Source organism: Paraburkholderia sp. JHI2823 (assembly GCF_038900695.1).
GTDB classification, from domain to species: domain Bacteria; phylum Pseudomonadota; class Gammaproteobacteria; order Burkholderiales; family Burkholderiaceae; genus Paraburkholderia; species Paraburkholderia mimosarum.
On the sequence record NZ_JAYMRY010000062.1, the window covers coordinates 1 to 25,126 of the forward strand.

Genomic DNA, 25,126 nt, shown 5'->3' on the forward strand with positions numbered 1-25,126 from the left:
TGCAGCCGTGCTCGGCGACGTAAAGGATCGCATTCAGCACCTGCAGGTTCGTCAAGCTGACATTGCCCCGCTGTCGTGGCAGGCAATGCTCGATCCGTTGATATTGGGCTTCGGTGATTTCCATCACTGAAGTATACGATCAAACACAATTAGTGTGAACACGCCCTAGCACGCTCCCGCTGGCGCAACTCGTCTCGGACGCCACAGGGGCGATGTAGCGGCCCTCTACGAAACCGACGTCCGAATCTGGTGGTACGTCCAAAAGTCGTTTTGCCTATTTTTGCACTGTGCCTTCAAGGCCGTACGTATATGGACGCCGATATGACCGTTGGCACAGAGGCGAGATTGATCACGACCCTCGAAAAACACGGCTTCGCGACAGACTTTTTCTCTGGCGATCAGCCGGAATTGGAAACACATTTGGTTGCTGTGGCGACTTCCCTAGGCAAAGTAATCCGGGGGCGAAAACGTGTAGTGGATGTACTTGAACCTGTCGAGAGACAACATGCTCACCCCCGGTCACTCAGTGCCAACTTCGGGAAAGCTGACTTTCCTTGGCACATGGATACAGCTCATTTGACTGAACCGGTGCGGTTTATAGTTCTCGCATGCGCGTATTGCTCTGAAGGCTCTCCCCCCACTTTCCTCACACGCTGGAGACCTGAAATACCATCGCTTTTAGCGAATGACGATGCTACTTCCGCGCTCTTTTGCGTGCGTAACGGGCGCGCATCATTCTATACCGGATTGTTCGGAAGTGGAGGACGCCACCTCCGTTACGACCCTGGCTGGAATATGTTGCATCGACGAGGGGGCGTCAAAGCGCCAACGACTCGACGCATGCTTCGCTGTTACGCCGCGTGAGGAATCCCATGACCACCACGAAACCGCTTCCGCCGTCAATTTCTCCAGTAGCATTGATGGGAAAATCAAAGGCTTTTATTCGCAAAGCATTGGCAGCAAAGGCATCTGGCGAAGCGGCCGACTATCAACTTTGGGCGTCGCTCGCGCTTGAGCTTCTGGCGAAGGCATCGCTTGCAACGATTCACCCAAGCTTGATAGTCGATGTGCAAAAAAATCCTAACGCCGTTCTCACCGCCGCTGGGATTGAAGCGAATGCCCGAGTACCCACAATCGGCGCTGATGCTGCCTACATACGACTCAAACACACAGCGGCTCCGCGATTCAATCACGGAGTGTATGAGGCATGTAAAGGCATGGCCGAGCTACGAAACGCACACCTCCATTCTGGCGAGCTGCCGTTCGACGGACGCAATGCCGATGTCTGGGAAGGTGGGTTTTGGCATGCCTGCGAGGTCGTGCTTGAATCGGTTGAACTGGATCTTGACGACTGGCTTGGTGCAACGGATGCTAAGGCGACGAAAGCAATTATATCTGCCGCAGCCGAAGCCAAAAGCGCAGCAGCAAAGAAAACGATCGCCGAGAGTAGTGCGGATTTCATTAAAAGAGTTTCGAAAGCCAAAGATCGCGAAAGGCTGATTGAAGAATCGCAACACTTTCGTGTTTCACTATATACCGACTCTTTCAAACGCCCCCTCGATCATCACTGGCTCGAAAAATGTCCTGCTTGTACAGCACAGGCGATTGTCGGCGGTGACCAAACCTATGAATCTCTGGCCGATGACCAAGACTACGAAGAAGGTGGCTGGGAGCTGGTCGACCTCGGATATGCGGCTGAGGAGCTTCAATGCCCCACGTGTGGTCTGCAGTTACGAGGCGAGGAAGCTCTGACGACTGGTGGTGTTGATCTTGAACACGTCGAGCAGGAGGAGCGCGAAATTGAATACGAACCCGAATATGGAAACGACTGAAGCGGTAGTTCGCACTGGCCCGCAATCGCCGTACCCATGCCGCGCGTGCGGTGCAAGCGGGTGGCCGCTGTCGCTTTGAAGTGGCCGTCGTGCCAACGCCTGCGCGTAAGGCTGCTTTGGGTCGGCTGCTGCCCCCGGTACACGAAGCGTGACCTCGCTTAGCGCTGACAAGACGACTTGACTCCCGATTTGGCTCCGTAACCTGGAAACACCGCCATTGCCGGGCGGCAAAACCAGAGTAAAGGAGCCTCACATGCCATACCGAAGTACCTTCATGCCGATCGTCTATCCAGACGAATCGGGCAGACCGAGCGCCATGGAATACCGCATTGTCTTCACGGCACGGGAACCTTGGCTCGCAATCCTGCACCTGCGCCAGACGGACCAGGAGTACGCCAGCCCCGTTGCGTCGGCGGCGGTTCGCGACGTGGTCCTCAACCGGGTGCTGGAAAACGATCTGCGGTCAGCGCCCCGGACGCAATCCGCAGACCGGCGTCGCCGCACCCATCGCGGCGCGGCGCGGCGCATCGTAAAGTTTCGCGCCAGCGCGCAGCTGCAGGCGCGCGTCGAGCGGGATGACGCGTGAAGAGCGAACGATCCCCCGAAGCCGCGCTGCTGCGTGCCGCCCGCACTGCAGCGAACCGTCGCGTGGTAGTCGCGTTCATTGACGGTTCCACCACCCGGTGGTGGGGCGGCAGCATCGATGGACTGGCAACCGGATGAAAGCCGGCTGAGTTCGCGCGCCGCGCTTGAGCGCTACCTCGGGCTCGTGGAAGCGTTCCGGGCGGGTCAGGTGCCGACAACGCACGCACTCATGGTGTACCGCGACGGCACGTTCGCTTGGGTGATGCTGGGCGTCAGCACGCCTGAGGCCATCGTGTCTTACCTGATGGAGGCAACGGAGGTGGCGCGCACGCGCAGCGCGCCACCTGGCTGAAGGTATGACGCGTAGGGCACGCTGAAATCGCTCTCCATTCGCTTCGATATGCTAAATTTTCTACTGAATTGCGAATGCGTCGCGCCGCACCTGTCAGCACGGGTAGGTACATCCCGGGCGATTTCAGGCCACAGTAACAGGCACATGGGCGTTTTCAAGTGGAGGCGCACGATGGGAAGGAACCAATCTGACAGTCGGCAGCCCGACAAGGCCGTCTGCCGCCTCGAGCCGGTTATCCGCGCGATGGCACCGTGCCCGTCCGAGTTGCGGGCGTGCATGCTGTGGGCGATTGCCTTCCGGCTTGCCGTGGTACCCGATGATGAACAGGCGTCGGCATTTGCGTGTGTCCTGAAGGCGATCGGGGGTCTGCCCGCCGCGCAACGGGTGGAACCGCTGGCCGAACTCGGACTGCATATTCCTGATCTGCCCGACCTCGATCAGCCCGGGGCATTTCACGACTTTGTCGGGGCGATCAGCGACATCCCGGCGGAGCTGCGGGTGGAGCCGCTGGCGGAACTTGCTTTTCGCATGGTCGAGCAGGCGTATCTGCCCGGGCAGGCGGACGCGCCCGATCATCCTTTGCTTCACTGACCCGCGTTGATTTTCGCCGTCTAGGCTCGCTTTCGTCATGCTACAGTCGTCGCGCGGTATCAACCCAACAGGGAAAGCGGCGATGATGCGAGACGTGCCACTGACGACTGGACCTTCAGGCCTTACCACCTTGCTCGACGCTCTCGAGACAGCCGTGCCCGGCATGACCGGCACGGCGGGACTGCGACCAGCCGACTGGCTGGCGCTGGAGCGACGGCTGAAGGGATTGCAGAGGCTGCTAGCCAGTGCCGCGCGTTCCGGTCGGCCTGGTCACAATGCCGGCGGATGCACGTCCCCGGCGACACTGTTCTGACCATGCGCAGCATGTTGACACGGGCCATCGAAGCAAGGCGGCCTCCATGGACTGCGCTGCACTGATTCACGCGAAAGCCATGCACACTGCATCATGACGATGGAGTCGCAAGTGAAACGGGGGATCGACCTGTGCCCGAAATGTCGCAAGCCACTGCGACGCTGCGATGATGTGGTGCGGGCGCGCTGGGTATGCTCGCATGCTCCCGATTGCGGGTATACGCAGGCTGATGACGACGGACGGCCCGCTCCACCTCGGGAAGCGGGCGACGTCCAGCGCGGCAGCGGCGTCAGTCAGCGGAAGGCGGCGCCCTCGCCTCGATCAACCCCGCGGGGGCGCATTGGAGAGCGTTGCCCGGATTGCGCAAAGGGTTTGCTGATCCAGAAGACCCTCAAATCCAGCGGGAAGCCGTTCGTCGGCTGCAACCGTTTTCCGCAGTGCCGATTCTTTGGCTGGCCGGACTGCTGAGCCATCGCCGCGCGCGAATATTGCATGACAGTGGCGACGCGTTCCCCGATCCATCAATTGCCCTGGCAGCCATCGTTCGGCCGGTGCATCAGCGCATCGCTTCGTGGTGTTGCCGAAGAGATGGATTGTGGAGCGAATCTCGACTCGATGAATCACTCCCGTCGGCTATGAAGAACTACAAGCTCACCGTTAAATCCGCCGAAGCGTTTGTCTGCATTTCCTGCACCCGCCTCATGCTTCGCCGACTCGGCCGACTTTGAGGACAGCTTCTGAGGGACGGGGCTCAGTGGACCAGTCTCGTTGCCTCGATCGCCCAGCTAGTGGAATCGACAGCTATACTTGTATTTGTCTGATGAGATGAGCCCGACGCGCGGGTTTGCGTCCCGCATGCCTCGCCGCCCGGTTCGCGTCGTCCGCTCTGCCTCGTCATTCACGCGGGGGGATCATGGCTTCAGCTCACAATGTGCGGCATTGGCCATCAAGGCGGGGCGCGTCATGTGGCAGACACACTGTGTCTGCAACGGCTACGCGGATTCTGTCAGCAACCGAGCCGTGGGACCACAACGACACCCTAAAGAGCCAGCGGGCCTCCCCAGGCAGTCACCGAATTCTTGCTATCGACGCCGATGCGGCGCTTGCACAGGATCTTCGCAGGATGCTCGCTGGCTCGCCGGACCGCAAGTCCTTGCCAGCGCCGATTCAGGCCATATTGTCGGGCGGCATGGAGGGCGTGGGCACGGTGCTCCGGATCGATGCCGCGCGATCGGGCAGGGACGCACTCACGCGGGTCGTCCGGGCGCTTGCACACGCCCAGCCATACACGACGGTGTTCGTGAGTGTACGCAGATCGCCCGGGCGGGACGTTTTGCGGTCGATCATACGAATCCGGCAGGCGGATCCACATGTGCAGTTTGCCCTTGTGGGCGCGCACGCTGCCGCGGCCCGGGAGGTTCTGGCCAGACGACTCGGGTCAGCCGACCGGCTGCTGACGCTGGTCGAGCCGTTCAGTCCGACGGCGATCCGTCACGTCGAACGCGTGGTGGTTGCGAAGTCGCGCCCGGGTAACGCCACCGCTGCCTGGCTTGGCCCGGTCAGGCAGCGGACCGACGCGCTCGACGAGGCGAACAGCCTCGCAATAAACGGTCCGGTCGTGTTTTACCGCCTGCGCGGAGAGCCTGCACTGCCGTTCCTCGAGATTTCGCACGACATCATCCTGTTTGGGCACAACCGCGACGCCGTGCTTGCCTCGCCCGCCGGGCTACCGGGTCTTGTCGACCCGCGCGACTGGCCGCGAGTCGAAGCGGTCATGGCGCGCGTCCTGGACAGGCGTGTCACACAGGCGTCCGTCGAGTTCCGCCTGCGCACGGGCGATGGCAACTGCCGTTGGGTTGAGAACCGGTTCATCCCGGTGCGTGACGTGGATGGCCGGCTCGTCGAGGTGGAAGGGCTCATCCTCGACCAGACTGGAATGCGGGCAGCCGAAGCTGGCATCGCATGGCTAGCGCGTAGCGATGTACTCACCGGGCTTGCAGACGAAGTCGCCTTCAGGCACCGGGTGCGCCTAGCGCTGGCAGCTGCCGGGCGCGGCGCGATACCATTCGCAGTCCTGCATTTAAGACTCGATCATTTCGGGTCCGTCAATGACACCCTCGGGCGGCCCGTTGGCGACCGGTTGCTTCAAGAGGTCGCGATGCGGCTGACGGGCTGCGTGGGCGAACGCGATCTGGTCGCGCGGGTCGGTGGCGACGAATTTGCCGTGCTGCAGGCCGAGGCGGTCGAGCCCGTTGACGCAGGCCTCCTCGCTCAGAGAATCCGCACCGCACTGGCGGCGGTCTGGCGCTTCGGGGGCAACGAGGTCCATGTGACCGCCAGTATTGGCGTGTGCCTGTACGTGCAGGGCCGTAGCCTGGCGCAGGAGCTGCTTGGGCAAGCCGGTCAGGCGCTCCGGCGTGCACGGCATACGGGCGGCAACCGGTATTGCTTCCCTTCCGCGCGTCTCGATCAGGCCGTGCGCGAAATGATGATGCTTGCCGAAGACCTCCGCACCGCGCCAGATCGTAGCGAGCTCGAACTCCAGTACCAGCCCGAGGTGGAATTGTCTTCGGGGAACATTATCGGGATGGAGGCTCTGGTACGCTGGCATCACCCAACGCGCGGCCTGCTTGCTCCGGACGACTTCATGCCGGTTGCTGAACAGGCCGGCCTGATGGCGACGCTCGGCCGCTGGGTGCTGGAGCAGGCATGCCGCCAGATGAGGGCATGGCGCGACGAAGGGATTGCCCCGCTGATGATCGCGGTCAACCTGTCCTGGTCTGAACTCCTCAGCGGGGAAGCTTTCGTTCGCGACGTTGCTGCCACCCTCACGAAATGGCAGCTGGCCCCAACCGATCTGGAGTTCGACGTAACCGAGGCAACCCTGACCCGTCTCGCGTGGGCGCGCAACGACGTGCTGCGCTTGCTGCGCAGGCTCGGTGTGAAGATCGCCATCGACGGGTTTGCAGGCGAATTCGGGACCTTCGACTATGTCCGCAAGTGCGAGGCGAACCATCTGAAGGTCGCCCGATCCGTCGTCCAGCGGCTCGCCAGTGATCCTGCGGGAGCGGCGACAATCCGTGCCATTGTCAACCTCGCGCGCGAGGCCGGCATGGGCGTCATCGCACAAGGCGTGGAGACCGAGCAGCAGCGTCTGTTCCTCGCGGACACCAATCGGGCGACGAAGGCGCAAGGCTTTCACTTCAGCCAGGCGGTGGATGGTGCCCAAGCGGCTGTGCTGCTACGCCACGGGCACATCCCGGAATTACTGCGGCGGTAAATCGGCGCCGCGCTGAGTTGCCTTCGTGACGGTTGCCGTCAGCGCTTCAAGATTGCTCCCAGTCACCTGCATCGCCTGGTGGCTCGCCTTTTGCAGCGTATCAAACAGGGTCCCCGTGGCGCCGAGCGCTGACTTCCACGCTTCAATCGCGACCGCAGAACCCGCGGGCGCGCGCTTGGCGGCTTCCTCTGTGATCGCCTGCATGCGCTCACTGCAGCGTTCGAATTGCGCTTCGGCGGTCTGCATGATCGCCGAGCGCATGGTTGACGCAATATCGAACAGATTGACGCCATACGACATCAGCTTTTCGGTGAGCGGCGCGAAGAGTCCTCCCTGCAGTGCGATCCACTCCTGCGGGTCGCCGGCGCTTTCAACCGTCTTGATGGCGATCGCCTGCGTCCGGGCAAGACCCGACCCCGTGGCCTGCAGGTTCAGATTGGCGAGCTTTTCCACGCCGTCAATCACCTTGCTGGCGAGCGCGAAAAACGCTTCGGTGTTTGCCTTCTGTGTAGCTGCGATCTGATCTTGAGCAGGTAGAGACATTGTAAAACTCCCTGATTTCCAATCCTGTGAAACCTCTCGGCCGATATGTCGCGGAGGGTTGCCGCGACAGTGATCCGAAAAAATCCGAAAAACGCCTTCGCGCATGGCGCATGGACGTCGCGCGCGCCATGCAAAACTCCCGAGAACTGTACCGCCGGACACAGCGCGCGAGTCATTCCTCGAGGACAGAGGCTCCCTCGTTCGAACCGGTGCTCCTGTGCGCATCGAGTGCGGCTGCCGGCTGCACGCGGCTCTCAATGCTTTGCATCGAATCCTCGGCCTGCATTGATCCGGCGCAACTCGCAAGGTTCCTCGTCTTCTATCCACCACCAGTTGACCGCGACGTTGAGTCCCTGCGAGCGCAGATAGTGCCACCATCCCTCAGGGATATAGAGGATGTCGCCTCGACACAGCACACATTCGACAGGCTGCGCGTCCAGCAATCCGGGAAATCGTTCGAGATCGGGGGTACGCAGATTGATGCGGCTGAAATGGCGATTCCTGCGATCGTCGGTATACGGATAGAGATGGCGGCGGTCTGTGGGCGGAAACAGGGTAATGTGCTTGCGCCCGCTCACCATCGCATACAGGTTGTCATATGAATCGTAATGCAGCGTCGAAGCGTTGCCGCCAATGCCCATCCACAGATATGGTGGCCGCATGATCTTCGCGAGCGGTGCGAACGAAGGCCTGACAATATCGCCGACCAGTTCAGGGAGATACTTTAGCGTATCAACCTGCGCCAGATAGTAAGTCGTTGGGCTGGCCGTATCGCCGTAGATCAGGTAGTCGACAAAGCTGCCGAAGCTGGAATGGACCCGATCCTTACCGATTCGCTCCGGAAGGGCGAACTCCTTGTCCGGCGAATACTCGATGGGTACACGACGGCTCCCCGCTGCAGCCTTCAGATAGCCGCAATTCCATCGCCTGACAGCGCCCAGCCCCAGTGCCGCGCCTCTAAAGACAACTGGTAAGCCTGGACGAACAAACCGGCGATGGAACTCCCTCGCACCCGGAACCGTGTTCGTTTCGACAAGGTGCGTGAGCGGCAGATATTCCCTGTTGACTACGGATGGTTTCATGTTGTTTCGGGAACGCTTTCGGCGTTCCCGCTGTGTTATGTCAGTTGATCCCCGGTGACGGCCGAAGCGCCCACATCCGGCCTGCGCGCACATTCCTCCAAAGGGCCTGAGTGCCCCCCGGTCCGTTTCCCGACAGTAACGTCATGGAGCTCGCGAAAATATGCACCGAAGAGACACGCAAGGTCCTTCAGGGTCGTGAACAGATGTCGCTCGTCCTCCTCGCGCACGGCCAGGTTCTGCGCAATTGCGAGGATCATCGGGTAGTGTCCGGCGTGCCTGTCAATATGCAGATGGCTGCGGGCACCCTTGAGGTGCCGCGCGGAAAATCGACGTTCTGCGCGGGCGACAACGAGCGCAGAGACGCGTTCCGAGTTCCATTCGACGAACAACGAATAGGCAACCGCGGCGAGCGAGCCGATCTCGTCCAGTCGTCTCGCAAGATACGCGATCAGATCCCGGGTCGCCTGGAGTGGAGCGGTACCGTCTATGGTTTCGTCACTGCATCCGTGGTAACGGAGGTCGTTCCGAAAGAGGATGTCGTGATTCAACTCCTCCGCCGTATAGCGGCCCCATAGACGGCTACTGTCGTAGTCCTCCTCGATCATGCGGGCGAGCGCCAGCGCATCGACTCTGGCGGTCAGGCGAATCCGCCGGATGGTCTCGATGCGATGACGAACGTAATATTCCTCATCAAGTTCCTGATCCCCGGAACTGAGATGTGCCGAGTACGGAACGGAAGCGAGAATCCGTTCGACTTCGGATACGAGTAGATCATCGACACGCTGCGCCACCCCTGATCGAGTATTCATGGTTCCGGTGTCCGTTTTATTTGATGACGTCGAGTCCACTCTCCGCACGTCCCGCACGCGAGGCAAGCTCGGCGCGCAGCTCTTCGTCACGCAGGGACCGCGCGGAGCGATCCGCGCGCAACTCCTCGTCGCGAAGCGTGCGAGCGGCGCGATCCGCACGCAGTTCCTCATCACGCAGTGAACGGGCCGCACGGTCAGCCAGCTCCGCGCGCAGCTCCTCGTCGCGAAGCGTGCGTGCGGCGCGATCCGCACGCAGTTCCTCATCACGGAGTGATCTGGCGCCGCGGTCGGCCAGCTCGGCGCGCAGCTCCTCGTCGCGCAGCGAGCGAGCCCCGCGATCCGCACGCAGTTCCTCATCACGGAGTGATCTGGCGGCGCGGTCGGCCAGCTCCGCGCGCAGCTCCTCGTCGCGAAGCGTGCGTGCGGCGCGATCCGCACGCAGTTCCTCATCACGGAGTGATCTGGCGGCGCGGTCGGCCAGCTCGGCGCGCAGCTCCTCGTCGCGCAGCGAGCGAGCCCCGCGATCCGCACGCAGTTCCTCATCCCGCAGTGAACGGGCCGCGCGGTCAGCCAGTTCCGCGCGCAGCTCTTCGTCGCGCAGCGAGCGAGCCGCGCGATCCGCACGCAGTTCCCCAATACGCAGTGAACGCGCTGCACGGTCGGCCAGTTCGGCGCGCAGTTCCTCATCACGCAGTGATCGGGCCGCACGGTCGGCCAGCTCGGCACGCAACTCCTCGTCACGCAGGGAACGCGAGGCGCGATCCGCACGCAGGTCCCGATCACGGAGTGCGCGCGCCGTGCGCTCAAAACGGGCGACCAGATCCCCGTCGCGCAACGCCCTGTCAACCCGGGCTCGTGAAGCGCGCGCACCATCCGCGCGTATGGCCAGATCGAGCTGATCGGCCACATCTTCGATCTGCTCGAGATACCGGGTAGTGACCAGCAGCAGGTCAGTCAGCAAATCAACAGTACTGGAACTCATGGTCAATCTCCTGATTGGATAAATAACGTCATTTGACGTTTTGTGGATACCGCCTTGAAACACCGCACCAACTACCGTTTCCTGAGTATGGGCAACAACACGAATTCTGTGCAACTACAGATATCGATGTACACACACCCCTGTCTTCAGGCTCCGCAAGCGGCTCCAGTTGCGACGCAGCCCAAAGACCACGCCCGTACCGGAGACCGGAAATCACGCTGAAATGCGGAGTAGAACGTGGGAAAGGCAGGCGTCCCCGATGTCGATCCTTGTTATGTCATTCGTTTTGTTTGTGCAATGTGAGTCACCGACACTCAACAGATCGCGCACGGCTGCAGAGATACTTTGATTATATTGAGATGACGTCTACGGTCAAATTTCCCTATCCAGGTTGACAGGTATCGAACGCGCTCATGAAACTGACACGAAGACTCTACCTGAGCCGTTTTATGTATTCAGTCTTCCGGTTATTTTAATCAATCAGCATATCTAATAATACTATTGTGAAGTTGCATATCCGGTTGACCCGGTGCCACGGCTCAAGTGAATGCCCAGTGATGCTGCCCCTCCATGAGAATGGTGTAATTCTCGCGATTTGGTAACCTGTGCGAGATCGTCAGACGCGTGGAATGCGCTTTTTGGCGCCGGGCAGCTTTTCGCCGGCCGACACGGTCCGCATGGTCTGCAATCGGGCTTTGGGACTCACGATACTTTCCGCAATTTGCGCATCCTGCACCGCGACCCCTGTCAAATCTGCGACCGTCACCTGAGTCCGGTCGGCGTCGTTACGCCCCCTGCGCTTTGCCGAGAGCAACGTGCCGATTTCAACCAGTGCCTCCTTCTCGATGAGTCCGGCGGATAGCGCATGGGACACTTCGCCATACTGGCTGCACTGCACGATCGAGTCGACTACGATGGCGCCCGCCCGGGCGACGATGCCGGGATCGAGCTCCTGTTTGCCCATGCTGTCAGCGCCCACGGCAGTTATATGCGTGCCGGGACGAATCCACTCGCGTTGCAGCAGTGCCTCGCGCGAAGGGGTCGCCGTGACGATCAGGTTCGCGCTCCCCGCCACCTGTTCGGCCGTGTCGTGTACGTGCACCTCGAACCCGTGCGCCGACATGTCCGAGGCAAACAGTGCGCAGCGTTCCGGGATCGGCTCCCAGACGTGCACTTCCCGGCACGCGGTAACCGGCTTCAGATACGCCAGTTGAAGGCGAGCCTGGCTGCCTGTGCCGATGATCCCGATCCCCTCGACCTCGAGTGGCGCCAGCAGGCGCGCGGCAAGTTGACCTGCAATCGCCGTGCGCACGGAAGTCAACCACCCTTCGTCCTGCAGCAACGCGACCGGTTCGCCAGTATGCGCCGAAATCAGCACGGTAAATCCGTTATTGGTCGGCAAACCCGCCGCGGGATTGTTGTAGAAACCGGACGACACTTTCACCGCGAAGGTCGACGCGTCAACGATGTATGCCGACTTGATGCAGCATTCGCCGTTCACCGATTCGAACTGAATGTTCTGGATCGGCGGAACCCGCGCCGTACCCTGCGAGTAGGCGATAAAGCCCTGCTCGACCATGCGTGTCGCGCGCGCCACGTCAAAGCGCGCAGCAATCTCGTTTCGTTTCCAGATTCTCATTTCACCGCTCCGATGAATTTTTCCAGCGAGATATTCCGGCCGCAGACCACGACGGCTACTGCGCGCCCCTGATACTTGGGCGCCTTCCTGAGCAACGTCGCCAGCGCGACGCCTGCGGCCCCCTCCACCATCCATCCGTCGGTCTGGGCGATCCGTTTCATCGCTACCCGGATTTCTTCTTCGGTGACGAGTGCGGTGTCCGTGATGACCTGCTGGCTGATACCGAAGGTGATCGTGTCCGGATCGATCCCTCCGGCGGTGCCATCGGAAATGGTGTCGAGTTCCTCGGACTCGACGATCCTCCCGGCTTTCAGGCAACGGTAGAGGGCGGTCGAGTTGGCGGGCCAGCAACCAGTCACTGCCGTCGAGGGGCGCAGTTTCCGCAGCACGGTTCCGACGCCTGAAATCAGCCCGCCGCCGCCAACCGAGACGAACACCGCCGACAGGTCTAGGCCCCGTTCACGGGCCTGCCCGTCAAGCTCCATGCCAATCGTCCCCTGCCCGGCAATGACATCGATATCGTTGTAGGGTGAGACGAACGTCATACCCGTCAGTTGTGCCTGCCGCGCCGCTTCAAGTTCAACGGCGAGCGACGTATCGTCGATCGTCACGACGGTCGCGCCCAGCGCGCGGATCGCATCGAGCTTGACTGGCGATGCTGCAGTGGTCGTATAGACGGTGACGGGCACTTCTGCCAGCTTGCCGGCAAGCGCGACCCCCTGCCCGTGGTTGCCGCTCGATACGGCCAGTATCCCTGCCTCCCGCGCGGCCGCGTCAAGCAGACGCACCTTGTTCCATGCGCCGCGAAACTTGAACGAACCCGTGTGCTGCAGGTGCTCGCATTTTAGATAGACCTCGCAGCCGGTGAGCTTCGACAGACCGGGGCTGTACGAAAGGGGCGTGACGGCAACCTGCGGTCGAATCGCCCAGTGCGCGTCCATGATTCTGGCAAACAGATCGTCTGACATCGATATTTTCTTAATCAAAGGCAACGCATACGCGAATGCGCTGGCGAGGTAAGCGGTGAATCGCCCCCTTGGAGGTGACCGTCGAGCGGCGACATCAGAAACCTGGGCGTACCTTCTTGCAACGTTGCAGGCCCGCTGCCGGTACCTCAAAGAGCCTCAATCATCGGCTGCGGCCGGGTTGACTCAAATGAGCGATCAGAATCACGTAGCAGCATGCGGCACCTATCCGACGACGACGCGGTTGCGACCCAGATGTTTCGCGCAGTAGAGCCGCTCGTCGGCCGCACGCAGGATCGTGTCAATGGTGTCGCCATCGCGGCCAAACTGCGAGCCGCCAACGCTGACGGTCACTTCGCCGCGCCGCCCGCTGCCAGTCCCGAAGATACTGCCAGCGATCATCGAGCGAATGCGTTCGCCCGTTGTGAGTGCAGCGTCCAGACCTGTCTGCGGCAGCAGCACCATGAATTCCTCGCCACCCACCCGTGCGACGCCGTCGTAGGGGCGGATTGCGTCACCGCATATCTGCACGAATTCGCGCAGCACCGTGTCGCCTGCCTGGTGTCCGTACGCGTCGTTGATTGCCTTGAAGTGATCGAGGTCGAGCGCGAGCAGCGAAAACGGCGCACCACCTCGCCGGGCGCGCTCGATCTCGGCTTCGACGCGTTCGATGAACTGGCGCCGGTTGGCCGCGCCGGTGAGCGGATCGGTGGCAGCCAGGTGCTCAAGCCTGTCGTTGGTCCGCTGCAGTTCCTGCAGCGCACTTTCGGTGCGGCCCATGGCCTCGGCAAGCCGCGCCATCAGTTCTTCCTGGCTGTAGATGGTTGCAAACGAGCGCGTCGTGTGAAACGCCTGAACCACGCCATAGCTGAGCAGAAAGAATCCACCGGCGAAGATCGCATGCGCAAGCCACCACATGTGGTTCCACGGCCGCCCCAGAATGAAGGCTAATGAGGACAACGCAAACGCCGTGACCGAAACGCCAAACATGACCATCAGTGGCGTGCGGATGCGTCGCAGCAACAGTATCAGGACGTTCAGCGCGGAAAGGATCATGGCGCCCCCCTCCATCGACAGACGGACCGCGAGGGTCCCGGCGATGGGACTGTACGCGATCCCGGCGACCACCAGGTCGACGAAAAGGAACAGCGCCATCCAGGTGAGCCAGCCGCGCCAGTCGGTGCGCCTCCCGACCGTATCGGGCGGCTGGTTGTACGAGAGCAGCCCGACCAGCAGCAGGGTCGACATCACAAGGCGCGACGCCGGGCCATAAAGCAGGAACAGCCAGATATTGTGGTGCGCCATGCCGGTGAAGGCGCCGTGCAGGGCATAAATGAGGACGAAGCCGAGAAAGCCCAGCGTCAGCCAGCGTAACAGCGGCTCACCGGAAGACCGGTAGCACTGCCAGGTGACGTAGGTGACGAACAGCCCTTCGAGCGTTGCGGCGGCTATTGCGATCTCGTGGAACAGGTGGTTCTCGAACCTGAGCGTGGGATCCTGGGAGAAAAACAGATAGGCGATCAGGTACGCGGGCACCAGCGCAAAGCCAGCCAGCACGAAGCGGGCATAGAGTTTCGTGATGAGCCTGACCATCTCCGGTGACTCACGCGTCGCAATCGTAACACTCATGCCGCCCCCCTCTGGCATTTACCGTCGTTTCGCAGGCACTGCTGGCATGCCTGCCGCAAATTGTGGCCAGTCCGTCGCACTTACCCGTGTCGAGCAGCACCATGGAAACGGAAGCGCCGCCTCCCTTGCCGATCACCGACAGGCCTTCCGGAAATGTGTATGCGTTGCATGTCTCTTGACCACGCCCCCCACCTTGAGGTGAGTCGACATTTCCCACTGCGACATATGTTCGGCACGCAGCGTGATCAACCGCGCACCGTTCAACACGCGCTGGATGGTCCGTTCAGAAGGGAGAGCCCGCTGCACACTGCCCCGTGAATGTGGCCAGGCAGCCGGAACGATCCACGACCGATTGCACTCAGGTCTGTACAAACAGGTCCGCGCCAGCCTGGATGGACTGCCAGAAGTCGTCTTCCTTCTCTGGCGTGCTCGACAGGTTCCAGAGCGTGTACATGCAGGCCTGGTCTCCGTTGTGAAGCAACAGGCCGCTCCAACTCGTCACCGAGGCGTACGCGATATCCCAGTTCACCGTGAATGCGATCGCGTCTTCGGCTACCGTCCCGGAGATCGGGCCGGTAGCGTACTGCCCGTCACTGCTCACAGCGCTCTGGTAGGTGCCACTAAAATTCACGCCGTCAAACTGATCGATCGTCATGACCGAGCCCAGTTCGTTTTCCCACTTGCCAACCAGTTCTGGCGTTGCGCCTTTCGCACCTTGCACGACGCCCGACAGTGGACGAAGTGTTTTTCTGTCAATCAACATGCCTTTTCCTTTTCTAGCCACTCACCATTAACAATTCCTGCAGAAACTGCACACGGTACTTCTCTGAAAACACCCGGCGAGAGGCAGATATGCTCGCCTAAGAAGGCAGGCCAGACTTCGCCGGATTCAACGAACTGGTATATCGGCTTTCCGGGCATCGCGCTTTCACACGACCAGACGCCCGGCAATGCAAATCTAACGGCTAATCCTCATGACCGGGCTCTCCCTGACTGGTGCCACTCACATCCGCTGTCTGCGCAATGCTGTGCGGTTCTGCCGCGTGGTCAGGTCCCATACGCGTTTATTCTTCATACAAGTCGTGAGCGCATCATAGGAGCCAATAGACAGGGCGTCAACCACTATATTGGACGCTTCGGCTTGCGAAATGGTTTTGCAGAAAGTAAGGAAAATCGACGATCGGTGGATTTGCATGACCAGACTGGCGAGGCATGCCTTGCGTACAAGCGCGTGATGGCTCTCGCGCGTCATCCATTCGCGTCGTGCAGCGATGCGCCCCGCAAGCGCAACCTGTCAGAGTGGATAGGTGAAGATCAGGGGTTTTGTCGCAATAACGCGGTCAAGTAAAATCCGCCGACGACAACGCATGACAAGCATGATGACAAAGACGAAGACGCCATGCAAGACGCTGCCAGATCACACACATGATCCGCAAGGGGCAGATGTGTGACGATGGCGTCGCCTCGACTGCAGCCGAACAATTCTATTCTCTCGTGATGTAAGCAATCCTCTTCTCCTTAGGCGCCTGATCGTCGCATCGTCCTTAGCGCGACACAACCCGCACGACAGCCAACACTTCCCCCCGCGGCAGAATAGATGTCGCCCCGATAGAAACTTGAATCTTTCCTGAATTCAAGTCTCACAGATGGTGGTGGTGTTGCCGTCGCCTTTGGCGACGGCCCCCTTCCCACCTATTTCCACAACAAGGGGGCGATAGTGAGAGAACAAGTTGGCTCGATACGGACAAGGCTTTAAGGACAGAGCGGTGGCGCGGTTGCTGCCGCCGGAGAGCGCCCCGCTGGAGGTGGTGGCCCGGGAGATCGGAGTGAGTGCAGACACGCTGGAACGCTGGCGCAGTGAGGAACTGGCCAGACCCGCACGCGAGCGCAACTGGACGGCTGCCGCCCGCCTGGAGGCCATGATCACCACCGCAGCCATGGCCGAGTCCGCCCGCAGCGCCTGGTGCCGCGAACACGGCGTGTACCCGCAGCAACTGCAGCAATGGCGCGAGAGCGCAACGCAAGCGCTTGCCGAGCCCGCGGAGAAGCGCGCGAGTCCGCAGCAGACCAAGGAAGACCGTCGGCGCATCAAGGAGCTTGAGCGCGAGCTTCGCCGCAAGGATAAAGCCCTGGCTGAGGCAGCAGCGTTGCTGGTGCTCTCAAAAAAAATCTCGGCGATCTTCGACAAGGACAAAAGCGAGGACGAATGATCGGGCTCGAAGATCGCCAGACCCTGGCCCGGGACATTGAAGCGGCCCAGCAGGCCGGCGCGCGGCTGCAGCAGACCTGCGAGGTCGCCGGCATCGACGTGCGTACCCTGCAGCGCTGGAAGGCCAACCAGGGGCTCGTATCGGGTGATGGCAGGCCCGGCGCGGTGCGACCGACGCCGGCCCATGCGCTGACACCAGCCGAACGCGAGCAGATCCTGCAGGTGGCCAACGAGCCGCGCTTTGCCGACATGCCCCCGGCGCGCATCGTCCCCATGCTGGCCGACGAGGGCGTGTACCTGGCCAGCGAATCGAGCTTCCAGCGCGTGCTGCGCGAGCATGGGCAGAACCAGCACCGGGGGCGCGCCAAGGCGCCGAACAAGAGCCGCCCGCCAACCACGCATGTGGCCACTGCACCGCGCCAGCTGTGGTGCTGGGACATGACGTACCTGCCGGCCGAAATTGTGGGGCGCTGGTTCTATCTGTACCTGATCCTGGACGTGTGCAGCCGCAAGATCGTGGGCTTCGAGGTGCACGACAGTGATGACGCCGACCATGCCGCACATCTGGTCAAGCGCACGGCGCTGGCCGAAGGCATCCACGCCATGACGACCAGACCGGTGCTGCACGGCGACAACGGCTCGACCCTCAAGGCCACAACCGTCCTGGCGATGCTGAACTGGCTGGGCGTCAAGCCTTCGTATTCGCGCCCGCGCGTTAGCGATGACAACGCCTACGTCGAAAGCCTGTTCCGCACCGCGAAGTATCGCCCCGAGTTCCCGGACAAGGGCTTCACCAACCTCGATGAGGCTCGCGGCTGGGCTTCGCAGTTTGTGCATTGGTACAACCACGATCACCGGCACAGCGGCATCCGCTACGTCAGCCCTGCACAGCGTCACGCGGGTGAAGACGCCGCGATCCTCGCTGCCCGTCACGAGGTATATCTCCAGGCTCGCGAACGAAACCCGCGGCGCTGGTCAGGCACCACCCGGGACTGGACGCCCATCGGCGCGGTGACGCTGAACCCCGAGCGTGACTCCGTCGTAAAAGCGCATTCGGAGTCGGCCGATATACAGCAATTGGCCGCATGACCGAGGCGACATCTACCTTGACGCGCGCCGAGCCCAACAGGCGCGCCCAAGCGCCTGACTGTGTCGAGGCGGTATCACGCGTAGCCCAGAGCCGCCCGAACACCGCGTCGCGTACCTGACGGTTTTCATTGATGAGCGTCGCGTAGGCGGCCGGATAAATTTCACCCGCCAGTTGTCCAAATGTTGCCTGTGGCGCCTGTGCGGAGGTTGCGAACAGCACACTGTTGTACACGGCGCTGCCCGGGTTCAGTGTCTCCATCGCGCGCGCGACACTGCGTTCGTTGTCCGTATCCGCGACGCTCGCGAACGGCGTCGCGCTTCGATTCACGATGAGACTGACGCTCGTCGGACCATATGCGATCGACGGCGACACGAACAGGTAGCCGCTAGGCGTAGCAAACTGACCTTCGACGCCTCCCGCTGCGTTCAAAATGTCGAAACGCTTACCAAGAACCGGGCGCGACTGTTTGAGGCTGAGGGGGGCGGTGAATGTTCAAGCGCCACGCTGAGCGTGCCATTCGCGATACGCGCTTTACCACCTGCATCGATCCGGTCGCTTGCTCCGCTCGTCGAAAGTTCGACCGCATAGGTTGATCCTGTCGCGAAATTCGCGTCATTCGTTACTTTCAACAGGCCGATCGAATGCCCAGGGGCGACCGTTCCTCCTGCATTCACGTTCAGAGATTGCAGTGCGCCGTTGCCGCTAACGACCCCTCCGTTACCGACCGCGACGTTGCCGCTTGCTCCGTCGATCGACGCAAAGCCGCGTGCCAGCAACACGTCACCCGTCCTCCCCGTATTCGTTACAGCTACGGTTCCGCCTTGGTCGATCGACAACTGTGCGCTTGTTCCGGCGATCGTTGCGCCGCCACCGTTCACCGCGACATCAGCCGTCCAGCCGTTCACTGTAAGTCGTCCAGCTGCATTGACCACCGCGCCGGCCGCGATCGAGCCATCGATCCGCAATTCCCCGCCGTCAACCGTTGTCAATCCGCGATAGGTGTTGTTCCCCGATAGGGTCAGCAGACCACTGCCTGACTTTGTCAGGCTACCTTCATAGGCACGTGTCTGATAAGCAGACTCGCGCGCGGTGCCGATCTCGTACGCTGTCTTGTCGCTGTCGCTCGCGTTCGAGGGCAGTCCCTGCGTCCAGCCCTTCGTTTTCAGCGTGTCGAGCCACGATTGATGCTCTGCTGCGTCTTCTTTCTCACGCGCGGCGAGAGCAATGTCCGAAATGTCGTTCGACCATACGTCCGACATGCCACAAGGCAAATTCACATTGAACGGCCCCAGCAACTGGCTGGGGCCGTTCATTGCCTTCTGTAGATCTGGGAGCCCCCAGCCCGTCACCGCATTGGGAACGTGCGTATTAGCCGGGATCAATGCAGTAAGATTGCCGTAACTACCACTGTTGTCGGAGGGAAGCTGATTGAGCGGTTTCGACGGATCGACCTTGGTGGGATCCGAAACCATCTCTTGCGAGGTCGTGAGCAGTACTGTCAACGCCTGCTCGCTAGTCAGGTAGGGATAACGCTCCATGACCAGCGCAAGCGCACCGGAGGCGTACGGAGCAGACGCGGATGTACCGTTGAAGCTAGGGTCATAGCCTCCCCCAGCCTTGGGCGCCATCGCCACGGTCGGCGCCATGAGACACCACCATTTGGCGACACCGCACTGGTTATAAACCTGCTCATTGTTGCGGGAATAACCGGACACCGCTAACCAGTCCGCTTCAATTTCCGGCCGATAGTATGGCAACGCGGACAGCACATCCGGATTTTTCTGAGGATTGTTCGACGCGGAAATAACTTCAATATAGTGATATTTCGTGGCGGCCTCTGCGGCTGCATCTATCCAAGTTTTCGAACCTTCGCGCGCGCGTTTAGCGAATCTCTGGTACGCGGTTTTTAACTGGTCAACGTTGTCTGTCAGATTCTCCGCCGGAATGGGAGAATTCTGGCCCCAACTCTGATTGACGATACGAACACCACTTTTTCCTAAGGCATCGTAGGCAGCGGTAAAGTAACTGTAGTCTAGGCGGTTGGAGCCCTGCTCACGATTGTCGTCGGTCCCATTGGTGTTCGCGACATAAACATCTGCATTGAACGCGACACCCTGCATTCCCTTGCCGTCTCGTACAGCACCAATGGCTCCGCTTACCTCGGTTCCATGCGAGTCATTGACATCATCGATATGCGATCCGGGAACATTGAATGCGTCACCCTTCTTGACCGGGATCTTCGAACCGTCGGCGTAAAACTGGAACCCGTCTTTGTAGTATGTGCCGACAGTAGACACAGGATGGATCCGAGGCCCTGACAGTTCGGGATGTGTCGTATCGACGCCTGAATCCAGTACCCCGACTTTTATACCTTTCCCAGCAAACACCATCGCATACGCGTATTGCGCCTTCATCGCGCCAAGCGACCAGCTCGCCTTGAATTCGTTATCATTGCCCCAAGATTTGGCGGCCTGCTCCAAGCTGTCCGTTTTGCTATCGTCGGCATTCGTATAGAGTCGTTCCTGACCGAATGCTGGCTTTAGAAATAGAGACCCCACAAGAAATACATGAAGCAACGCCATCGACCTTGCCGTATACCTCACTTTAGCCTGTGTGTCGGTGTGACCGTCGTTTAGGGACGTCATCGTACCGGCAGAAGGAAGTCGGTCGGGTTGCAAGCACCGATTGCGCGATACGCATCGACAGGGATCAAGCGTGCGGCAGGCAATATGCACAAGGTCGATCTGTAATGCGAGCGTGAAACGGCAGAGGTGTCGGCGACGAACATTGCTAAACGGGCGGTTATCGGCAAAAATTGTGCGGTGTCTGGTAGGAGACTCGATTTTATGGTACGCATTCGAGATGGTTAGCATTCCGAACCACGCTTGTCGCCAGTGTTTCATGCCGCTCACCCCATTGTTGAAAGAAATTTGCCAAAACATGTTGCCAAAATTGCTTCGTCTAGTTGTAGATGGTTGGTTCCGTTTCTCATAGTGGCAGGCCGGCGAGCAACATCTTGTCGCGTAGCTGGGTTGCTCGCAGGGCATCGAGCGAGTGTTGAACAGCGCCTTGATCTCGGCAGGACCTGGTCGGACAGTTCGACGCCAAACCAATCCCGCTTCGGGTGACGCCGGAAAACATGCAAGAGCAGTGCCAAGACGCCGTCGGGAAGGTGTATCAGGCTTGATAGTGTCGAGATTGTCGGAGATATATTATGCCGGCGCCCGATAGCAGACAAAGACGTTCTGTTGCAGTAAGGGTGTAGGGACGAGAAATGGGTTTTGTCGCAATGGTATCGAGGTGGACCATTCGAGCGTGCACCGGTGCGTTATCAAGCTGCTGCCGGTGTTTGAAAAAGCATTCCGCAAACGCAAACGGCCTGTCGGCAAGAGCTGGCGCGTCGATGAGGCCTATGTCAGGGTCAAAGGCCATTGGAAATACTTGTACCGTGCCGTGGACAAGGCGGGCAACACGGTGGATTACCTGCTGCGCGCCCATCGGGACAAGGCCGCGGCGCGCCGCTACTTCGAGAAGGCGATTGAACAGAACGTTGCAGTCGAGGCGACGCCATCGTCACACATCTGCCCTTGCGGATCATGTGTGCGATCTCAATGCCAGACAGGATGATGGCACGCACAGCGGAAATCCTTGAACCCCATCATCGGTTTGATGATGCGTTTGATGGCACGGTGATCCTGCTCGACGACGTTGTTTAGGTATTTGTTTTGCCGGACCTTGATCAGCGTTAAACGCTCGGCATTGAGCGCTTCAAGCGCAGCCAGATTGGCACCGCTCCTGTCCACGGTGATTGTCTCGGGCTCGCTCGGCCATCATTTCTTCGAGGTTTCGGAGGCTCAGTGAGTACGCCACGTACCACCGGACGCACAGCAGGATCACGTCCAGCGGGTAGTGCAGCCGCTTCGGTTAGACGCCATGCGAGACGCTGCCCGCTGGCATTGGCAAGGCCGTGATGTAAGCAATCCTCTTCACCTTAGGCGCCTGATCGTCGCATCGTCCTTAACGCGACACAACCCGTAGACGTTCGGTACCGCATCGGCGGTACTCGCCGACGCGGCGTTCCTCTCGAGCTCGACGGTGAGAACGGCGAGGTGATGACAAACGAGGTCGCGCTGACGTTACCCGAGACCCATGCCGGATGCGATAGGTGAAGCGCGGAGCGGAAACGCCGGTTGAACCGACGGTACATATAAGCGTCATTCGCGACAAACCGTACATGGTACGCATGAAAGACGACTTGGCGCAGCACAAGGAACGCCCGTTGGCGACTGTGTGGCCTCAAGAGTGACGCGCCTCATAGGTCAATAGTAGGCGAAGGCACGAAAGCTGCTTAGAGCGCGTTATGCACTTTTGTTAAGGGTTGCAAAGTGGACAAGCATAAGCACGGAGAATACGACGAAGTCCAGGCCAGCCAGCGTTTCGGGCAGTCGTTCGTAGTCTCTGGCCAGTCGCCGGAAGCGATTGAGCCAACCGAAACTGCGCTCGACCACCCAGCAGAGCGGCAACAACACGAAGCCCTTTTTTGCCTCCGACAGCTTGATTACCTGAAGCTCAATCCCTTCGTCGAGTGCCGCCTGCGCGGGCTCCTCGCCGGTATAGCCCTGATCGGCGAACGCCACCTTGACCGTCTGACCCGTGGCCTGCTGAACCTGACGCGCCAGCTCGCCGACCTGCGCGCGCTCCTGTTCGTTGGCCGGTGTCACGTGCGCCGCGAGCAATTGCCCCAGGGTGTCCACCGCCATGTGCACCTTGCTGCCTTTCTTGCGTTTGTAATAGCCTGCGCGTGGGCCGCTCTCGCAAGTCGACTGCAGCGTTCGGCCATCGAGAATGACTGCGCTCGGTTGGCCTCGCCGGTCCTACGCAACTCGGATGATCGAGCGCAGATCGTTCACCATGGCCTCGGAACAGCCCGCCTGAATCCAGCGTTGTGTCTGCTGGTAAGCCATCTCCCACGGTGGAAAGTCATTGGGCAGCATACGCCACGGCGCACCCGCGCGCACGATCCAGCGCAGCGCGTTGAACATCTCGCGCAGTTCGTAGCGCCGCTGCGGTGCGTCCTGGTTCATAAAAGTCAGGTATGGGGCGGCGAAGTACCACTCTTCATCCGATACATCCGTTGGGTAAGGCCTGCGGTTTTTCATCCCGCCAGGTTAACAGGTCTGGCCGAAAGTACCTAACAGCTTCTAGGCTCCCATCAGCTCGACAGGGGCAGCATCAGCGTCGGGAACTGATAGCTTAAGGAAGGATCGATCAGCCTCGAATGATAGTCAGAAGGTTACTGATGCGACGAAACGTCAGCTTCAACCAGACTCCCGCCCTGAAAATTAGTGTTTTTTCGGATCGCTCGAAAGTCATGATGGTTCTGATAGCAGCAGCATTCACATTATGCGCGGTCAGGGCCTTCTGGATTCAGGTCTTGGGTAATGACTTTTACCAGAAAGAGGGTGCGTCAAGGGTTGAGCACACTATCGATGTGCCCACCGAACGCGGCAAGATCCTGGATCGTACCGGTAGCGTGCTGGCTACAAACGTTCCGGGACGTTCCATTTGGGTCGATCCGAGAGCAATTCCTGACGCGGTCGAACCTGGGAAGGTTACATCGGTCGCAAACCTGCTCGGCATTTCGGAACAGCAGATCAATACAAAAATTGCCAGTGACAGGTCCTTCTGCCTCAAACGTCAAGTTGACCTTGGTCGGGCCGATGCCGTCCGGGATCTGCACGTTCCGGGAATCTATGAAATACCGGAGTCCAGACGCGCCTATCCCGAAGGTGAGATCACTGCGCAGCTGATTGGATTCACCGGTATCGAGGGGGGAGGCGCCGATGGTATCGAGCTTGCCCAGGATAAACAACTCGGCTCGGTTGACGGGAAGAAAGTCGTTGTCCGCGACAGGGTAGGGCATATCGTCAAAGAACTTAGATATGTCAGTAGCCCCCATCCGGGCGCAGATGTACGCCTTGCCCTTGACAGGCGAATTCAGTACATCGCGTTTAAGGCGTTAAGGTCGGCTGTAACTAAAAGCAATGCAGAGAGTGCCTCAGCAATTGTTGTCGACAGCCAGACTGGCGAGGTTCTGGCGCTGGCTAACTATCCCAGTTACAACCCAAACGACCGGTCCGCACTGCATGGCCCTTCGCTGCGCAATCGTGCAGTAACTGACGTCTTCGAGCCGGGATCAATCATGAAGCCTATTACGATCGCGACCGCTCTCGATCGGGGGCGCATTACTCCCAACTCGCTTGTTGAAACGAACCGCACCCTCTCCTTGGATGGGGTGACGATTACCGACGATGCGAACTTCGGAACACTGTCTGTTGCCGGTGTTATCCAGAAGTCGAGCAATATTGGCGCGACCATGATTGGGCTAAAAGTGAAGCCCGAAGAGATGTGGGGTACATATACGGCACTGGGTTTTGGTCGCGCCCCCGAGATCCGCTTCCCTGGGGCCGGTGTCGGCATAGTCAGACCCTGGAGAAAATGGCATCGCATTGAGCAAGCGACGATGTCGTATGGCTACGGTATGTCTGTTTCCTTGATCCAGTTAGCTCAAGCCTATACAGTTTTTTCCAACAACGGCAGCCTCATACCGCTTTCGCTCTACAAGCTGGACGCGCCGCCAACGGGCCGGAAGATTTTCACGCAACGGACAACCGATGAGGTCAGGAAAATGCTGGAAAAGGTGGTGGCAGCAGGCGGCACTGCGCGCCAGGCCGCCGTGCCCGGTTATAGCGTGGGCGGGAAAACTGGCACAGCGTATATTGCGACCCGTCACGGTTATGAGAAAAATGCATACCGTGCATCATTCGTGGGAATCGTCCCGGTCCGGCATCCCAGGCTTGTGATTGCGGTTTCAGTCAACAGGCCCCAAGGCGCGAGACACTACGGAGGAGACGTGTCAGGGCCTGTATTTGCTGAAATCGCGCAGGCGGCCATGCATGCCCTTAACGTCGAGCCGGATGAACCGGTGGCAAGAAGCGCGAGATGAATTGATGCGTTTGCGCGCGCAATCGAATGATTCTTTTTCAGCGTCTCTTTGAGGATCGACGCATGTCGCCATCTTCCGGATGTAAATCAGAATCCTAGGCAGTATGACTTCACGTGAGGTGGAGGGCTGGCCTGCCGTGAGGAATCAAACGCGGGTTAGCATGACTGCCAGAGCCGCACGGTGTGGACAGGGCCACACCCGGCGATTTCCAGCTCGGAG

The 25,126-nt window shown here is 60.1% G+C and carries 17 protein-coding genes and 5 pseudogenes; 10 read left to right on the forward strand and 12 right to left on the reverse strand.

Features of this window, described 5'->3' with window-relative positions; translation table 11 throughout:
* Positions 1-124: pseudogene (locus VSR34_RS35200) on the reverse strand (IS5/IS1182 family transposase); the annotation flags it as partial.
* Positions 125-872: 748 nt separating this feature from the next.
* Here VSR34_RS35200 and VSR34_RS35205 point away from each other — a divergent pair.
* The 6 genes from VSR34_RS35205 (at position 873) to VSR34_RS35230 (ending at position 6,953) form a co-directional block, all read left to right on the forward strand.
* Positions 873-1,832 carry a hypothetical protein gene (locus VSR34_RS35205; RefSeq protein WP_342964865.1) on the forward strand — a complete coding sequence of 320 codons (960 nt, stop codon included), beginning with the start codon at positions 873-875 and terminating at the stop codon, positions 1,830-1,832.
* A gap of 274 nt (positions 1,833-2,106) precedes the next feature.
* Complete coding sequence (locus VSR34_RS35210; protein WP_342964866.1) at positions 2,107-2,418, forward strand: hypothetical protein; 312 nt, start codon at positions 2,107-2,109, stop codon at positions 2,416-2,418.
* A gap of 117 nt (positions 2,419-2,535) precedes the next feature.
* Positions 2,536-2,769, forward strand: a complete 234-nt coding sequence (locus VSR34_RS35215) for a hypothetical protein (protein WP_342964867.1) — start codon at positions 2,536-2,538, stop codon at positions 2,767-2,769.
* A gap of 171 nt (positions 2,770-2,940) precedes the next feature.
* Positions 2,941-3,360: a hypothetical protein gene (locus VSR34_RS35220; protein WP_342964868.1), complete on the forward strand. Its 420-nt coding sequence runs from the start codon at positions 2,941-2,943 to the stop codon at positions 3,358-3,360.
* 672 nt (positions 3,361-4,032) lie between these two features.
* On the forward strand, positions 4,033-4,401 hold the full coding sequence (locus VSR34_RS35225; RefSeq protein WP_342964869.1) for a hypothetical protein: 369 nt from the start codon (positions 4,033-4,035) through the stop codon (positions 4,399-4,401).
* A gap of 395 nt (positions 4,402-4,796) precedes the next feature.
* Positions 4,797-6,953 (forward strand): EAL domain-containing protein, encoded by a 2,157-nt coding sequence (locus tag VSR34_RS35230; RefSeq protein ID WP_342964870.1) that lies wholly within the window; start codon positions 4,797-4,799, stop codon positions 6,951-6,953.
* Here the strand turns inward: VSR34_RS35230 and phaP are convergent.
* From phaP to VSR34_RS35270, 8 genes are all read right to left on the reverse strand, one after another.
* A complete protein-coding gene (phaP, locus tag VSR34_RS35235) occupies positions 6,939-7,601 on the reverse strand; it encodes a TIGR01841 family phasin (RefSeq protein ID WP_342964871.1) in 663 nt (220 codons plus the stop codon). The two genes, VSR34_RS35230 and phaP, sit on opposite strands and share 15 nt — an antisense overlap.
* 149 nt (positions 7,602-7,750) lie before the next feature.
* On the reverse strand, positions 7,751-8,578 hold the full coding sequence (locus tag VSR34_RS35240; RefSeq protein ID WP_342964872.1) for a cupin-like domain-containing protein: 828 nt from the start codon (positions 8,576-8,578) through the stop codon (positions 7,751-7,753).
* A gap of 35 nt (positions 8,579-8,613) precedes the next feature.
* A complete protein-coding gene (locus VSR34_RS35245) occupies positions 8,614-9,387 on the reverse strand; it encodes a hypothetical protein (protein ID WP_342964873.1) in 774 nt (257 codons plus the stop codon).
* Between the two features lie 16 nt (positions 9,388-9,403).
* Positions 9,404-10,369: a hypothetical protein gene (locus VSR34_RS35250; protein ID WP_342964874.1), complete on the reverse strand. Its 966-nt coding sequence runs from the start codon at positions 10,367-10,369 to the stop codon at positions 9,404-9,406.
* 616 nt (positions 10,370-10,985) lie between these two features.
* On the reverse strand, positions 10,986-12,008 hold the full coding sequence (locus VSR34_RS35255) for an ornithine cyclodeaminase family protein (protein ID WP_342964881.1): 1,023 nt from the start codon (positions 12,006-12,008) through the stop codon (positions 10,986-10,988).
* A complete protein-coding gene (locus VSR34_RS35260) occupies positions 12,005-12,976 on the reverse strand; it encodes a threonine/serine dehydratase (RefSeq protein ID WP_342964875.1) in 972 nt (323 codons plus the stop codon). Before VSR34_RS35260 ends, VSR34_RS35255 begins: the two co-directional genes overlap by 4 nt.
* Before the next feature lie 222 nt (positions 12,977-13,198).
* On the reverse strand, positions 13,199-14,602 hold the full coding sequence (locus tag VSR34_RS35265) for a sensor domain-containing diguanylate cyclase (RefSeq protein WP_342964876.1): 1,404 nt from the start codon (positions 14,600-14,602) through the stop codon (positions 13,199-13,201).
* Between the two features lie 358 nt (positions 14,603-14,960).
* Positions 14,961-15,365 (reverse strand): avidin/streptavidin family protein, encoded by a 405-nt coding sequence (locus tag VSR34_RS35270; protein WP_342964877.1) that lies wholly within the window; start codon positions 15,363-15,365, stop codon positions 14,961-14,963.
* Between the two features lie 650 nt (positions 15,366-16,015).
* Between VSR34_RS35270 and VSR34_RS35275 the strand changes: the two are divergent.
* Positions 16,016-16,105 (forward strand): annotated as a pseudogene (locus VSR34_RS35275) (IS6 family transposase); the annotation flags it as partial.
* 227 nt (positions 16,106-16,332) lie between these two features.
* A protein-coding gene (locus tag VSR34_RS35280; RefSeq protein ID WP_342964878.1) for an IS3 family transposase occupies positions 16,333-17,900 on the forward strand; the annotation gives its coding sequence in 2 pieces (ribosomal slippage) (positions 16,333-16,774 and positions 16,774-17,900; 1,569 coding nt in all).
* Between the two features lie 426 nt (positions 17,901-18,326).
* On the opposite strand, the gene VSR34_RS35285 is transcribed toward VSR34_RS35280, so the two are convergent.
* Positions 18,327-20,483 carry a S8 family serine peptidase gene (locus VSR34_RS35285; RefSeq protein ID WP_342964879.1) on the reverse strand — a complete coding sequence of 719 codons (2,157 nt, stop codon included), beginning with the start codon at positions 20,481-20,483 and terminating at the stop codon, positions 18,327-18,329.
* Between the two features lie 709 nt (positions 20,484-21,192).
* Between VSR34_RS35285 and VSR34_RS35290 the strand changes: the two are divergent.
* A pseudogene (locus VSR34_RS35290) lies at positions 21,193-21,450 on the forward strand (DDE-type integrase/transposase/recombinase); the annotation flags it as partial.
* Here the strand turns inward: VSR34_RS35290 and VSR34_RS35295 are convergent.
* Together VSR34_RS35295 and VSR34_RS35300 are read right to left on the reverse strand one after the other, a co-directional pair.
* Positions 21,423-21,816, reverse strand: a pseudogene (locus VSR34_RS35295) (DDE-type integrase/transposase/recombinase). The pseudogenes VSR34_RS35290 and VSR34_RS35295 overlap by 28 nt on opposite strands.
* A 443-nt stretch (positions 21,817-22,259) precedes the next feature.
* Positions 22,260-23,060 (reverse strand): annotated as a pseudogene (locus tag VSR34_RS35300) (IS5 family transposase).
* Between the two features lie 140 nt (positions 23,061-23,200).
* Between VSR34_RS35300 and VSR34_RS35305 the strand changes: the two are divergent.
* Positions 23,201-24,907 carry a penicillin-binding protein 2 gene (locus VSR34_RS35305; protein ID WP_342964880.1) on the forward strand — a complete coding sequence of 569 codons (1,707 nt, stop codon included), beginning with the start codon at positions 23,201-23,203 and terminating at the stop codon, positions 24,905-24,907.
* Positions 24,908-25,126 lie beyond the last annotated feature (219 nt).